Origin of the sequence: Rhodococcus sp. WB1, assembly GCF_001700945.1 — a bacterium.
Classification (GTDB): Bacteria; Actinomycetota; Actinomycetes; order Mycobacteriales; family Mycobacteriaceae; genus Rhodococcus; species Rhodococcus aetherivorans.
This window is the reverse complement of the sequence record NZ_CP015529.1, coordinates 4662403-4675353: the sequence shown is the minus strand read 5'-3', so window position 1 is coordinate 4675353 and position 12951 is coordinate 4662403. Positions and strand designations below refer to the sequence as shown.

The 12951-nt window shown below is 68.4% G+C and carries 16 protein-coding genes; 7 read left to right on the top strand and 9 right to left on the bottom strand.

Going from position 1 to position 12951, the window contains the following annotated elements; genetic code table 11:
* The first annotated feature begins 8 nt into the window (after positions 1–8).
* Together A4U64_RS20885 and dmpG are read left to right on the top strand one after the other, a co-directional pair.
* Positions 9–938, top strand: a complete 930-nt coding sequence (locus A4U64_RS20885) for an acetaldehyde dehydrogenase (acetylating) (RefSeq protein WP_029540875.1) — start codon at positions 9–11, stop codon at positions 936–938.
* A gap of 5 nt (positions 939–943) precedes the next feature.
* The gene (gene dmpG / locus A4U64_RS20880) at positions 944–2011 is read left to right on the top strand and encodes a 4-hydroxy-2-oxovalerate aldolase (RefSeq protein ID WP_006943321.1); all 1068 of its coding nucleotides are present in this window, start codon (positions 944–946) and stop codon (positions 2009–2011) included.
* A gap of 11 nt (positions 2012–2022) precedes the next feature.
* On the opposite strand, the gene A4U64_RS20875 is transcribed toward dmpG, so the two are convergent.
* The 5 genes from A4U64_RS20875 to A4U64_RS20855 form a co-directional block, all read right to left on the bottom strand.
* Complete coding sequence (locus tag A4U64_RS20875; protein ID WP_006943319.1) at positions 2023–2343, bottom strand: DUF6191 domain-containing protein; 321 nt, start codon at positions 2341–2343, stop codon at positions 2023–2025.
* Between the two features lie 164 nt (positions 2344–2507).
* Positions 2508–3197 (bottom strand): hypothetical protein, encoded by a 690-nt coding sequence (locus A4U64_RS20870; protein ID WP_029540882.1) that lies wholly within the window; start codon positions 3195–3197, stop codon positions 2508–2510.
* 104 nt (positions 3198–3301) lie between these two features.
* Entirely contained in the window at positions 3302–4030 is a 729-nt protein-coding gene (locus A4U64_RS20865; protein WP_029540884.1) for a mycothiol-dependent nitroreductase Rv2466c family protein, read from the bottom strand.
* Between the two features lie 110 nt (positions 4031–4140).
* Positions 4141–4833 (bottom strand): response regulator transcription factor, encoded by a 693-nt coding sequence (locus A4U64_RS20860; RefSeq protein ID WP_029540886.1) that lies wholly within the window; start codon positions 4831–4833, stop codon positions 4141–4143.
* On the bottom strand, positions 4830–6080 hold the full coding sequence (locus A4U64_RS20855) for a sensor histidine kinase (protein ID WP_029540889.1): 1251 nt from the start codon (positions 6078–6080) through the stop codon (positions 4830–4832). Before A4U64_RS20855 ends, A4U64_RS20860 begins: the two co-directional genes overlap by 4 nt.
* A gap of 230 nt (positions 6081–6310) precedes the next feature.
* On the opposite strand from A4U64_RS20855, the gene A4U64_RS20850 reads away from it, so the two are divergent.
* Positions 6311–6712 carry a DUF6223 family protein gene (locus A4U64_RS20850; RefSeq protein WP_006943309.1) on the top strand — a complete coding sequence of 134 codons (402 nt, stop codon included), beginning with the start codon at positions 6311–6313 and terminating at the stop codon, positions 6710–6712.
* Positions 6713–7078: 366 nt separating this feature from the next.
* Complete coding sequence (locus A4U64_RS20845; RefSeq protein WP_051359165.1) at positions 7079–8587, top strand: protein adenylyltransferase SelO; 1509 nt, start codon at positions 7079–7081, stop codon at positions 8585–8587.
* Between the two features lie 138 nt (positions 8588–8725).
* Here A4U64_RS20845 and A4U64_RS20840 read toward each other — a convergent pair whose 3' ends face one another.
* Together A4U64_RS20840 and A4U64_RS20835 are read right to left on the bottom strand one after the other, a co-directional pair.
* Positions 8726–9370: a dihydrofolate reductase family protein gene (locus tag A4U64_RS20840; protein ID WP_029540894.1), complete on the bottom strand. Its 645-nt coding sequence runs from the start codon at positions 9368–9370 to the stop codon at positions 8726–8728.
* A gap of 833 nt (positions 9371–10203) precedes the next feature.
* Positions 10204–10410, bottom strand: a complete 207-nt coding sequence (locus tag A4U64_RS20835) for a zinc-ribbon domain-containing protein (protein ID WP_037200466.1) — start codon at positions 10408–10410, stop codon at positions 10204–10206.
* A gap of 224 nt (positions 10411–10634) precedes the next feature.
* Between A4U64_RS20835 and A4U64_RS20830 the strand changes: the two genes are divergently transcribed.
* The 3 genes from A4U64_RS20830 to A4U64_RS29075 are packed head-to-tail and all read left to right on the top strand — an operon-like array spanning position 10635 to position 11297.
* Positions 10635–10844: a DUF2945 domain-containing protein gene (locus tag A4U64_RS20830; RefSeq protein ID WP_029540900.1), complete on the top strand. Its 210-nt coding sequence runs from the start codon at positions 10635–10637 to the stop codon at positions 10842–10844.
* 15 nt (positions 10845–10859) lie between these two features.
* Complete coding sequence (locus A4U64_RS27850; RefSeq protein ID WP_006937742.1) at positions 10860–11162, top strand: MGMT family protein; 303 nt, start codon at positions 10860–10862, stop codon at positions 11160–11162.
* A gap of 12 nt (positions 11163–11174) precedes the next feature.
* Positions 11175–11297: a hypothetical protein gene (locus tag A4U64_RS29075; RefSeq protein ID WP_006937749.1), complete on the top strand. Its 123-nt coding sequence runs from the start codon at positions 11175–11177 to the stop codon at positions 11295–11297.
* On the opposite strand, the gene A4U64_RS20825 is transcribed toward A4U64_RS29075, so the two are convergent.
* Together A4U64_RS20825 and A4U64_RS20820 are read right to left on the bottom strand one after the other, a co-directional pair.
* Positions 11281–11619 carry a hypothetical protein gene (locus tag A4U64_RS20825; protein ID WP_006937751.1) on the bottom strand — a complete coding sequence of 113 codons (339 nt, stop codon included), beginning with the start codon at positions 11617–11619 and terminating at the stop codon, positions 11281–11283. The two genes, A4U64_RS29075 and A4U64_RS20825, sit on opposite strands and share 17 nt — an antisense overlap.
* Positions 11620–11621: 2 nt before the next feature.
* Complete coding sequence (locus tag A4U64_RS20820) at positions 11622–12770, bottom strand: Rieske 2Fe-2S domain-containing protein (protein WP_065923063.1); 1149 nt, start codon at positions 12768–12770, stop codon at positions 11622–11624.
* Positions 12771–12951 lie beyond the last annotated feature (181 nt).

Genomic DNA, 12951 nt, shown 5'->3' with positions numbered 1-12951 from the left:
GAGAAACAATGGCCAAGGCAAGTGTCGCGATCGTCGGGTCGGGCAACATCAGCACCGACCTGCTCTACAAACTGCAGCGTTCGGACCTGCTCGAGCCGCGGTGGATGATCGGCATCGACCCGGCGAGCGAGGGCCTCGCCCGCGCCCGCACGCTCGGCCTGGAGACATCGGCCGAGGGCATCGACTGGTTGCTCGCGCAGCCGGAGAAGCCGGACCTGGTGTTCGAGGCGACGTCCGCGTACGTGCACCGGGCGGCGGCGCCGAGGTACGAGGCGGCCGGCATCCGGGCGATCGACCTCACCCCTGCCGCCGTCGGACCGGCCGTCGTGCCACCGGCGAACCTCGGGGCGCATCTCGACGTGCCCAACGTCAACATGATCACCTGCGGCGGTCAGGCCACCATCCCGATCGTGCACGCCGTCTCCCGGGTGGTGGACGTGCCCTACGCCGAGATCGTGGCGTCGGTGGCGTCGGTGTCCGCCGGGCCGGGCACCCGCGCCAACATCGACGAGTTCACCAAGACCACCAGCCGGGGCATCGAGACCATCGGCGGTGCCCGCAAGGGCAAGGCGATCATCATCCTCAATCCGGCGGACCCGCCGATGATCATGCGCGACACCATCTTCTGTGCCATCCCCGAGGACGCCGACCGGGACGCGATCGCCGAGTCCATCCACCGCGTCGTCGCCGACGTGCAGGAGTACGTGCCCGGCTACCGCCTGCTCAACGAACCACAGTTCGACGAGCCGACCGTCGTGTCCGGCGGGCACGCCACCGTCACCACCTTCGTCGAGGTGGAGGGCGCCGGCGACTTCCTGCCGCCGTACGCCGGCAACCTCGACATCATGACCGCGGCCGCCACCAAGGTGGGCGAGGAGATCGCCCGCGCGCTCCTCTCGGCGGACTCCCTCCCCTCGAACTCCACCGTGAAGGCCTGACTCCGATGACCTCTTCGAACTCCGACCTCCGTCGCGACGACATCTTCTTCGAGCCGTCGTGGGACATCCGCGTGACCGACACGTCGCTGCGCGACGGCTCGCACCACAAGCGTCACCAGTTCGACCGGGAGGAGGTGCGCGCCGTCGTCGCCGCCCTCGACCTCTCGGGCGTCCCCGTCATCGAGGTCACGCACGGCGACGGCCTCGGCGGGTCCTCGTTCAACTACGGGTTCTCGAAAGTGCCGGAGCAGGAACTGATCAAGATCGCCGTCGACACCGCGCAGCACGCGAAGATCGCCTTCCTCATGCTGCCCGGTGTCGGCATCAAGGAGGACATCATCGAGGCGCAGGACAACGGCGCCTCGATCTGCCGCATCGCCACCCACTGCACCGAGGCGGACGTGTCCGTCCAGCACTTCGGGCTCGCCCGCGAGCGCGGGCTCGAGACCGTGGGCTTTCTGATGATGGCGCACACCGTCACCCCGGAGAAGCTGGCCGAGCAGGCCCGCATCATGGCCGACGCGGGCTGCCAGTGCGTGTACGTCGTCGACTCGGCCGGCGCGCTCGTTCTCGAGCAGGTCGCCGAACGCGTCGAGGCGCTCGTCGCGGAACTGGGTTCCGACGCGCAGGTCGGCTTCCACGGGCACGAGAATCTCGGCCTGGGCGTGGCGAATTCGATCGCGGCGGTCCGCGCGGGTGCCAAGCAGATCGACGGGTCGGCCCGCCGGTTCGGCGCGGGTGCCGGCAACACCCCGGTCGAGGCGTTCGTCGGCGTATGCGACAAGGTGGGGATCAAGACCGGCATCGACTTCTTCGCCGTCGCGGACGCCGCGGAGGACGTCGTGCGCCCCGTGATGCCCGCCGAGTGCCTGCTCGACCGTCAGGCCCTGATGATGGGCTACGCCGGGGTGTACTCGAGCTTCCTGCGCCACGCCGAGCGCCAGGCCGAGCGGTACGGGGTCTCCGCCGCGGAGCTGCTGGTGCGGGCGGGCAAGCGCAAGCTCATCGGCGGCCAGGAGGACCAGCTGATCGACATCGCCCTCGAACTCCAGCGCGAACAGCAGACCGCCTGACCGACCGAATGTCACATGGCGTCAATTCGATCGACGCAATGTGACATTCGGCCCCAACGGGTTTCGACGCTCAGCCATCCGGGTTCGCCACCGGTAGCGTCCTCACGGTCCATCAGCGAGGTCTGTCGCTGTTCGAATTCGAATCGCCGCGACCCTTCGAACACCGCACCGACCTCCTCGAACCCCGTTGCCGCCACCGGCCGTGTGCGACCGTCCCCGCTGCGCCGGAGCAGGCGATGACCCGTCAGACGGCTCCACAACACCTCGACCGCGGCCGCGCCCACCAGCAGGCAGGCCAGTCCCGGAATCGTCATCGCGAACAGCGCGCCCATCGTTCCAGGGTATCGAGCCGTGGAACGCGGCAACGATTCCCGGAGCGCAGGGGCGGGTATCGAGGTACTTCGCCGGAGCTCGGACGCCGCCGGTGCTCGCGCTGCGGGACTCGTCCGGGGTGCTGTCGGGTGGATGAGGGACGGTGCATGTGCCACCGACGCGGTCAAGCCTGCCCGGGCCGTCTCCGGGCCGGGCCGGCCCGGCCCGACAGATGCCGCGATGTCCTGGCCGATATCCGGGGGGACCGTGAACCGATCGTGGGCGAGAGCCGCCACAGTCCGGTGGCGGCGAGAATGTGCCACAGCGCGTGGCCTTGCAGGACACTACTCGGCCGGCAGAGCGAGGTCCGGTCGCCGATGGTGCCGAGCACGGCGCCGGACGCGAGAAGCAGTGCCGCGATGATCGTCGTGCGGCGCAGGTGCGGACGGACGCGGGCGCGTTCCAGCGCGAGTCCCACAGTGACCGCGGCGAGCAGTGCCTGCACGATCGTGGAGGCGCTCGAGCCGGCTGCGACGACGGGAACCATCACGAACGGAACGACGAGCCACCACCGCGGCGACAACCGTCGGTCGAACCGGTCGGAAGCGGCGTCGACGGCTGTGTAAGCGAGCAATGTCGCGATCGGTATGTCGTGTGCGTAGGCCTGCCACGGCGGGTTCGGTCCGTGCGCTATGAGGGATCCGGCGCCGACCGCGATGACGAGGAGACCGTAGGTCACCGTCGCCGTGCCCTGCCGACGACGTGCGAGCACGGCCAGGCCGGCGATCACGAAGGCCAGGCTGGTGGCGGCAGCCGCTGGTTGCCCGAGAAAGCCTGCGTCTCGATAGAGCTCGCAGACGTTCGCCAGCATCATGGCTCGAGGCTATCCGTTACCGGTCCGCATCGGACATACACAACGGCAGCCGTCTCGACCTGGCTGTCGGGCCGAACGGTGCCGGGGTGGCCGGCACCGGTTGCTCATCTCTTGGTTCGTCGACTGCCACCGTGCCAGTCCTGCTCCACTCCCACCTCGTCGGGAGCGACGCCGAGACCGGGCAGCTGCGGCAGTTCGCGCAGGCTACGTTTGAGTTCGGCGAAGCCGGGGAAGCTCGCCAGCCCGACGACGTGGTCCCACAGGCGGAGGGCGTCCTCTTCGCCGGGTAGCCGGCTGATCACCGGCCCGAAGAAGGCCACGCCGTTCGGCGGCTGGAAGTGGATGATCGGCGTGCCGACGTCTCTGCCGGTCAGGCGCAGTGCCTCGTCGGTCTCCGCCTGGATGAGCGCATCGAGCGAGGGGTCGTCCAGCGCGTCCGCCACCTGCACGGGTAGGCCCGCCCGGGCCAGGATCGGCTCGAGGAAAGCCCGCGTTCCTTGCTGTTCCGGTCCGGCGGTGTTGTCGGCGTCCGGCGTGGTCTCGAATATCCACGCACCGAGCGCCCGGTACAGCGGATCCACCGCCTCGCGCCCGTGCTCGGCCCGCACTCGCGCCGCGACCCGGAGCAGCCGCAGCCCACTCGTGTGACCGGCTTCGTACTCGGGCGGGAAGTGAGCGTCGTAGTCGACGTGCGCGTTGATCAGGCGCAGCGAAATGAACCGCCAGTCGACTCGGAATTCGCGCTGGGCCGCCACCAGGCGCACCCACTTGCTGGTCATCCAGGCGAACGGGCACACCGGGTCGAAGTAGAAGTGGATATCTGCATCACTCATGCCTCGTCAGGCTACGGAGTGCTCGGGCGGTCGCCGGCACAGACACCCCTCTCGTCTGAGACGTCGTCGATCAGAGAAGATTCGGATCGCGGGGTCGACAGGCTGATCGCCTACGGCTTCACAAGTCCCGTTCGGTAGGCGATGACGACCAGTTGCGCGCGGTCGCGAGCACCGAGTTTCACCATGGCATGGCTGACGTGGGTGCGGGCGGTGGCCGGGCTGAGGCAGAGTTCGGCGCCGATCTCGTTGTTGCTCATGCCCATACCTACCAGCGTCAGGACCTCGCGTTCCCGGTCGGTGAGGACCTCGAGCCGACGATCGGCGGCCTTGTCGGCTGTGTGCTGTGCGGTGAACTGGGCGATGAGGCGGCGCGTGATGCGCGGTGCGAGCAGAGCCTCTCCGGCGGCGACCACGCGGATGCCGTGCAGGAGCTCGGCCGGGCCCGCGTCTTTGAGCAGGAAGCCGCTGGCGCCGGCCTGGAGGCCTTCGAAGACGTAGGCGTCGGTGTCGTAGGTCGTCAGGATGAGGATGCGTACGTATTGGAGCCCGTTGGTGGTGGCGATCTGCCGGGTGGCCTCGATGCCGTCCATCTTCGGCATACGGATATCCATGAGCACGACATCCGGGCGCAGGGCCCGGGCTTGCTCCACGGCTTCGGCGCCGGTTGCGGCTTCCCCGACCACCGTGATGCCGTCCTCGACCTCGAGGAGGATCTTGAAGCCGGACCGCACCAGATGCTCGTCGTCCACGAGTAGGACCTTGATCGGAGTGTCGCGGCCGGATGCGCCTGTCACCGGGTTCATACCTTCACCGTTGCGGCCGGGGCCAAGGGCAGCCGGGCGGTGACGGTAAAGCCGCCGCCCGGGAGCGGGCCGGCGTCGAAGTCGCCGCCCAAGAGCTGACAACGCTCGCGCATCCCCACGATCCCGCGGCCGCGTGTGTCCGTGCCGGCGAACCCGGCGTCCGCACGGTCGGCGCCTCTGGCTGCTTTGTCGGTGTCCCCATCCGCACGCGGGCCGTCGTTCGTCACGCGGACTTCCACGGCGTCGGGGCCGTAGTTCAGGGCGACCGCGACCCTGGTCGGTCCGACATGGCGAATCACATTGGTGATCGACTCCTGCAGGATCCGGTACACGGCGCTGCCTACCGCGCTGGGTACGGGCGGTGGGGGTGATGTCGTCTCCAGCTCGACGTCGAGCCCGGCTTCGCGTGCCCTGGCGGTGAGTTCGTCGACCTGCCCGAGCCCTGGGGGTGGGAGGCGGCCGTCGTGGTCGTCGCGAAGGACCCCGAGGATGGCCCGCATCTCCTGCAGGGCCCGGGAACTGGTCTGCTCTATGGCCTCGAGCGTCTGGCGTGCTTGTTCCGGTCGCTTGTCCAGCACGTGTGCGGTGACGCCGGCTTGGACGTTGATGATGGCGATGGCGTGCGCGACGGTGTCGTGGACCTCGCGCGCGATCCGGAGCCGTTCCTCGTCGACCCGGGCGCGTGCTTCGTCCTCACGAGAGCGTTCGGCCAATTCGGCGCGCTCGAGTGCTTCTTCCGCGATGACTCTCCTCGAGCGGACGCTCTCCCCGAGGGCGGCACTCATGCCCGCGGCGCCTATCCGGAAGTACACCCAGCCGACGGCGGCTGGGGGTTCGATGTCGGTCGCGGCGATCAGCCAGACCGCGGCCAGTGCTGCGATGCCCACAACGGCCATCACCAGCGAGCGACGTCCGTCGCCGCGGGCGGTGAGGGTGTAGAGGGCCACGAACAGGCCCAGCCATCCGGGGCCGTCCGGGAAGTCGAGGGTGTAGTACACCATGCTGGCGAGCGCGGTCACGGCGAACACTGCGACTGGCCAGCGGCGGCGCAGGACCAGGACCGCGCCACCGGCGATCAACAGCAGGTAGCCGAGGTTCCCGAGGTCGGACAGGGGGCGCAGCACTGCTTCGGGCTCCCCGCTGTTGCGGACGACGGTGCCCTGGACCTGCATGACAGTGATGAATACCGCCAGCAGCACATCCTGCGCCCAGGCGGGCGGGCGGAACAACGTGACGCGATCCGGCATGGCGCGATCATATGGTTCCGGGTGGGGAAAACAACTCCCGCGAACTGCGCGGCCGCCTACGTCGAGAAGCGTGGTTGTGCGCGAGCCACCTACGTCGAACTTCGTATCCGCTGCCGCCCGCTGTCCGAGGACACCCCGTTGCCGAGACGCGACGATCGTATGCGTCCGCTCAACGACGGAGGCCTCCATGAGCGCGGCCGGAACCCGTCGTTCGACCGAAAGGATCCGCAATGCCTGTCCTCGATTTGCTTGCCGCACCGGCGATCACGCACGTCTCCGTTGTCGCTGCCGGTTACGAGCTCGGCGTCGGGCGAACCGTGCCCACCGCGGCAGCCGTGCTGGGGCTGATCAGCGCCGTCGCCGGTGGGCTGGCCCTGGCCCGATCCCGCCGCACCGGCACCGGACGAGCTCGGACGATCGTGGCCCTGGTGCTGGGACCGATCAGCGTCATCGCCGGCGGGGTGCACGGGGTCAACTCCGCCGGTGGACTCGGCACCGGCAACGGGCTCGCCGGCGCCGTCCTCGCCGTGGCGCTCGGGCTGATCGGCACGGTCCTCGGTGGGCTGGCTCTGGCCCGCTCTCGTCGCACCAGCCGATCCGGTCACGATTCCAGGCCGGTGCCCGCGTCGTGACCCCCGCCCGCTCCGTGCACCGCCACCGAGTGCTGCGCGGGGCCTGGCGCCGGCTCGGCCCGGCGCAGCTGTCCGCCGCCACGGCCGCCGCCGGGCCCGGCGTTCCCCTGGTCGCAGACGGTGGCACGTGGCGAATCGAGCGCGCCTGGGCCTGCGCCCACCTGGGCGCCCGCTGCCGACGCGGGGGGCCTTGTCGAGCCGGCGCGGCCCGCGTCGAGGTGGCTGCGGTGACGAGCAGGACGAGCCCTGCCGGTGACGGGCAGTATGGGCTCGCGGTGCGGTGACGTCGAGCACCGTGAGCTGGTGGCCGGGTGCGTTCTCGGTCGTGAGCGGCGGGCCAGGTGGTGCGATGGTTACCCTCGACTGATGGCGGCATTCCCGGAGTCCACGGTAGGCACGAACTCGGCGGTGGCGCGCCTCGAGAGCACCTTTGCCGACGAGTTGGCCGCCCTGGCGGTGCCGTGGCAGGGCGCTCATGCCCCCGACCCGACGTTGCTGGTGCTCAACGAGCAGCTCGCGGTGTCGCTGCGATGGGACGTGGAGGTGCTGCGGAGCGAGGTCGGGATCGGGGTGCTGTCCGGATCGACGGCGCCGGCTGGGGCCACGCCGGTCGCGATGGCGTATGCGGGACATCAGTTCGGCGGGTACGCACCCCTGCTCGGGGACGGCCGGGCGTTGCTGCTCGGCGAAGTGGTGGGCAGTGACGGTCGGCGAGTGGATCTGCACCTGAAGGGCTCGGGGCCCACGCCGTTTTCTCGGGGCGGTGACGGCTTCGCGGTCCTCGGCCCGATGCTGCGCGAATACCTGGTCAGCGAGGCCATGTATGCCCTCGGTATTCCCACGACGCGTGCGCTGGCGGTGGTCGCGACGGGCCGCCGCGTTCGCCGAGACGGCGCCGAGCCCGGTGCCGTGCTCGCCCGGGTCGCGGCCAGTCACCTGCGGGTGGGCACCTTCGAATTCGCGGCCCGACAGGAGGGAGTCCTGCAGCGGCTCGCCGACTACGCGATCACTCGCCACTACCCGGAGTTGACCGAGCTGCCGGCGACGGGTGAGGGCAGTCGCTACCTGGCATTCTTCGAGGCGGTGGTCGAGGCGCAGGCAGCACTGGTGGCGCAGTGGATGCTCACCGGGTTCGTGCACGGGGTGATGAACACCGACAACACGACCATTTCGGGGGAGACCATCGACTTCGGTCCGTGCGCCTTCCTCGATGCGTTCGATCCGGCGGCGGTGTTCAGTTCGATCGATCACGGCGGCCGTTATGCGTTCGGCAATCAGCCCGCTGTCCTGAAGTGGAATCTGGCGCGCTTGGCGGAAACGCTGCTGCCGCTGCTCGATTCGACGCCGGATGACGCGATTGCCGCGGTGTCGGCAGTCCTCGATACCTTCGACGCGCGTTACGAGGGCCACTACGCCGCCGGGATGGCGGCCAAGCTCGGGGTGGCCGGCCCGCTCCTCGATCGAGCGCTGGTCGACGACCTGCTGAGGTTGATGGCCGAACACGGCGCCGACTGGACGGGCAGCTTCCGGGCGCTCGCGGACGAACTCCGTGGGCATTCGGCGCCGCTGCACGCCCTCGTCCCGCGCGAGCACATCGGGCCGTGGGTGGATCGCTGGCGCGGCGCCCTGAGCACACAGGGGCGTGGGACAGCGCAGACCGCGGACGCGATGGACGGCGTGAACCCGCTGTACATCCCGCGCAATCATCAGCTCGATGCGGCTCTGCGTGCTGCGGCCGACGGTGAGCTCGCTGCTTTCGAGAGGCTGCTCGAGGTCGTCACGCATCCGTTCGACCGCCGTGACGAGTGGTCCGACTACACCACACCCGCCCCCTCGTCGTTCAGTGCAACCTTCCGAACCTTCTGCGGCACATAACGCCCGAATACCCGCCGCTGGGCACTGCTGTGTTCGTGTCGGGGGACTCCCTCGCCGGTGCTGCGCCGCCGGGAACGACGTCGGCAGACCTCGCGGAGGCACCCCCGAGGACACGGACCCAGCTGGTGCGGGGCGGGTTCAGCCGTCCCGCCCGGCGCCGCGGTCGGGGGCGCTCATGTCCCCGGTGCCGGGTATGCCGTCGGCGCGCCCGTAGCGCAGGTACACGGTGCCCGTCGGGCCGGCGACCGGCGGTGCGAGGAGGGTGAGGTTGGTGGGCACCGCGCCGGCGTCGAACACCTTCTTCCCGACGCCGAGCACGATCGGGTGCACCCACAGGTCGAGCCGGTCGAAGAGTTTCTCGCGCAGCAGGGTCTGGACCAGGTTCAGGCTCCCGACGACCTTGACGTCCTCGTGCCGGTCCCGGATTTCGCGCACCGCGCCGGCCAGATCCGGGCCGAGTTGCGTGGATCCGGCCCAGGAGAGGTCGGGCCGGCCGCGGGAGGCCACGTACTTGGGGACGCTGTTGAAGAGCGTGGCGATCTCGTGGTCCTCGCCGCCGTCCTGGTACGGCCAGTAGGCGGCGAAGATGTCGTAGGTCCGGCGGCCGAGCAGCAGGGCGTCGGTGCCTTCGTAGGCGGCCCCGATCTGCGCGCCGGTGACCTCGTCGAGCAGGGGTACCTGCCAGCCGCCGAACGGGAACCCTTCCGGGTCTTCGTCGGGGCCGCCGGGTGCCTGTCCGACGAGGTCGAGGGTGGTGAACAGTTCGATGTCGATCAGGCCCATGGCTCGGCTCCCGGTGAAGTGATGTGTCTCGGTTGCAAAGGTAGACCTGCGGGCGTTGGCGGACTCATCGCTGTGACGGCATCGAACTTCGTCCTCCTCGACCGGCCTCGCGGTGCATCGGTCGCCACCGGTTCTGCGGTGGGCGTCCGTGCGTTACCCGGCAGTCCGGGCTCGGCGGGCGGTGCACATCTCCTCACTCGCCTCGATCGGGGTGGGGTCGCGCAGGTCGTGCCGGAGAACGGCCGCCCATGCGGTCGGCGGCGTCGCGCGGGCACCGTTGGGGGCAGTGCCCCAGGGGTATGGTTTCCCGACCGGGTGGTGTCGGAGAAGGGCGCTGGACAGTTTCAGCTCTTGACGTGACCGAGCAGTGGGCGAGTGATAATGTGGTGAGCTTCGGTGAGGATCGACCCGACCGCTGTCTCGCAGCTGCCGATGCCGTGGATCAGGCTTGGACTTGGCCGGCCCACCAGAGGCCGCCTTCTGCGGTGCCTCGGCGAACGTGCCGCTGCGCTGCTCGCCACCCGATGGATGGCAGTCGACAGGATCACCCTGTGCCCCAAGAGAATCGGTTCTATCATCTCGGGCCTGGTAGCCGGTCTGGTGGTCGATGGGGGTGGGGTCGTGGAAACGGTCGCGCGCCCGGGAGGCAGTGCCCGTGACGAAGTGTTTCGACCGGATTGTAAAAGGCTCTGTTGCGCAACGATTTTCGTGTGACAGCGCATGGTGCTGTAGCTGTTGGAACAACTCCGGTGCTCGAGTCCATTCGTCGATCCCTGTGTCGGCTGAGTGCGCCGACGCACGCTCCGTCGGTGGCGCGTCGACGATGAAGGCGCTCAGACTTCGACGGCGGTGCCGCAGATGCCACATTCCTCCAGCTGCCGGCGCTTCCATCGCGCGACCGGAACGAAGAACAACGTGAACTGGCTGAATTCCCGGATCCGTGCCCACTGTGTGGTGTTGTGGCAGCGCGGGCACGTTCGGGTCTGCCCGGAGCCGAGGTGTTGCCGCTTGGTGCCGTATCCGAATAGAAGGAACACCACGCCAGCATAGAGCGATGCTCAGTAGACGGTCGTCAGGTGGCAACGGTCTCGAGGGAGACCACGCGATGACCACAGCCGACGATATCGATCGGCACCAGTTGCCCGAAGACCGACTCGCCAGCCAACCCCGCCTGCCGGCGATCTGCTGTCGCCTCTTCCGCCGGCATACAGAAGCCGTGAGCCGGGTAGCCTCACGAGGACGAACATCGAGTGGAGGAAGGGCTATGACGACTGACTTCTCCGTCGGCGACCATGTCCGGTGGAACTCCGAAGCCGGATACGTCGAGGGCGTCATCATCAGGAAGCACACGAAGGACGTGGAGTTCAAGGGGCGCACACGGCGTTGCAGTGAGAGTGACCCTCAATACGAGATCAAGAGCGACAAGACCGAGCACATCGCGATGCACAAAGGCGATGCGCTGACGAAGCTTTAGGGGGCCGGAATCCCGATGGTCACTCGAGACGAGACGAGCATCATCGACGCGGTCCGGGAGGCAGTCGCTGCCATCCCTCCGGGCTCGGTTGCCTCCTATGGCGATATCGGCAAGAGAATCGGGGCGGGTCCACGGCAGGTGGGCCGAGCGATGAGCCTGCTGGACGACAACGTTCCCTGGTGGCGAGTCGTCTACGCCGACGGAACAACCGCCTCGTGTCACGGCGGTCGTGCACCGGCACTCCTGCTCGAAGAGGGCACCCCCGTGGCCGGGAAGCGGGTTGACATGCAACGCGCTCGGCAAGGATGGATGGACTGACGATCCCTGACGGTGGGTCAGCTCGAGGAGCACCGGGTGCGGCACGTCTATCGGGTGTCGGCGACGGCGCCGGTGCTCGATTCGCTCGAACAACTCGCCGCTCCGCGGCGCGGCGACGTCAGTCCGGCACGGTGATCCGGCCGTCGAGCACCGCCTGCTCGATGCTTGCGCGCAGTTGCGGGCAGCCGTCTCGCAGGGCGCCCGGGGTCGCGTCGTCCCGGAAGTTCGGGCACACCGACGCGGGGTTCTCGCACCACTGCACGCTCGTGTGGTCGAAGCTGTTCTTGCGCACCAGCACGCAGGTGCCGCACTCGCGGCACCGCACCTCGTGCAGGCCCGAATCCAGGTAGTTGATCTTGTCGATGGCGGTCTGCGCGCGGACCGCCTCGACCCGCGCGGGCTGGCCGGCGAAGTCCGGGGCCTTCGCCCACCGGCGCGCCCGGGTCGAGGGATCCATCGTCAGACCTCCGCTTCCTGCTTGCCCTGTTCCTGCTCGGCCTTCTGCCGCGCGAGGTTCTCGGCGACCTCCGCCTGCCACGCCTCGTTGGCCTTGGTGGTGTCCACCTCGTATTCGAAGCGCTGCGTCATCTTCTCGGTGACGTTGGCGACGTCGACGTAGAACTGCTCGTACCAGCGTCGCAGCTGATAGACCGGGCCGTCCTCCTCGCACAGCAGCGGGTTGTCGATCTTGGTCTTGTTCTTCCAGATCTCGACGTCCTGCAGGAAGCCCTCGCCGATGCCCTCGGTGAACTTCGCGGCGAGCTTGGCCGACATCTCGTCGGACATCCCGGTCGGCTTCTTGACGATGATGCCGTACTGCAGCACGAACGAGTCGTGGGTCACGGGGTAGTGGCAGTTGATCAGCACCGACTCGACCTCGTAGCCGCCGTAGCTGTTGGTCATCGGATTGATCATGTAGGAGGGACCGTAGTACGCCGCGAACGACTTCAGCAGCGACTCCATGCCGTACTGGGTGGACATGCCCTTGTCGGGCCGGCCGCGGGTGTTGAGGTACTGCGCGGCGACGTGCCCTTCGAAGACGTTCTTGAAGTAGGTCGGGAACGCGTAGTGGATGTAGTAGAAGTGCGCCATATCCACGACGTTGTCGATGATCTCCCGGCAGTTGGCGCCCTCGATGAGGATCGAGTTCCACGTCCAGTCGGTCCACTCGCCCGACCCGTACTGCTCGATGTCGGGGATCGTGACCTCCGGCGGCGGGGGGTTGCCCTCGGGGTCGTTCCATACGAACAGCTGCCCGTTCTTTTCCATCGTCAGCCAGGAGCGGGTGCGGGCGAGCGGCGGCACGCGACGGGCGTAGGGAATGCCGGTGCACTTGCCGTTGCCGCCCCACCGCCAGTCGTGGAAGGGGCAGGCGACGGAGTCGCCCTTGATCTCACCCTGCGACAGGTCGCCGCCCATGTGCCGGCAGTAGGCGTCGAGGACCTTCGGGTCGCCCTGGCTGTCGGCCCAGACCACGAGCTTCGTGCCGAAGGCCTCGACGGCGTGCGGCTTGCCGTCCTTGAACGTCCTGGCGAGCCCGAGGCAGTGCCAACCCCGCGCGAAACGCGTGCGGACCTCTCCGACGTCGATCTCGCGAATCTGTGCCATTGTCCCCTCACTTCCCTTCGGTTCATCTAGTAGAACACGTTATAGAATATTGCGGCGATCCGGAAGCGATCCGGGACTTTCGTCCCACAGAAAAGACGCCGACGTGCGGTGATTCCGCGGTCTCGACATGAATGGGAACGTGTTCTAGTCTCGAAGCAAGCGATCATTTCCGGAACAGACG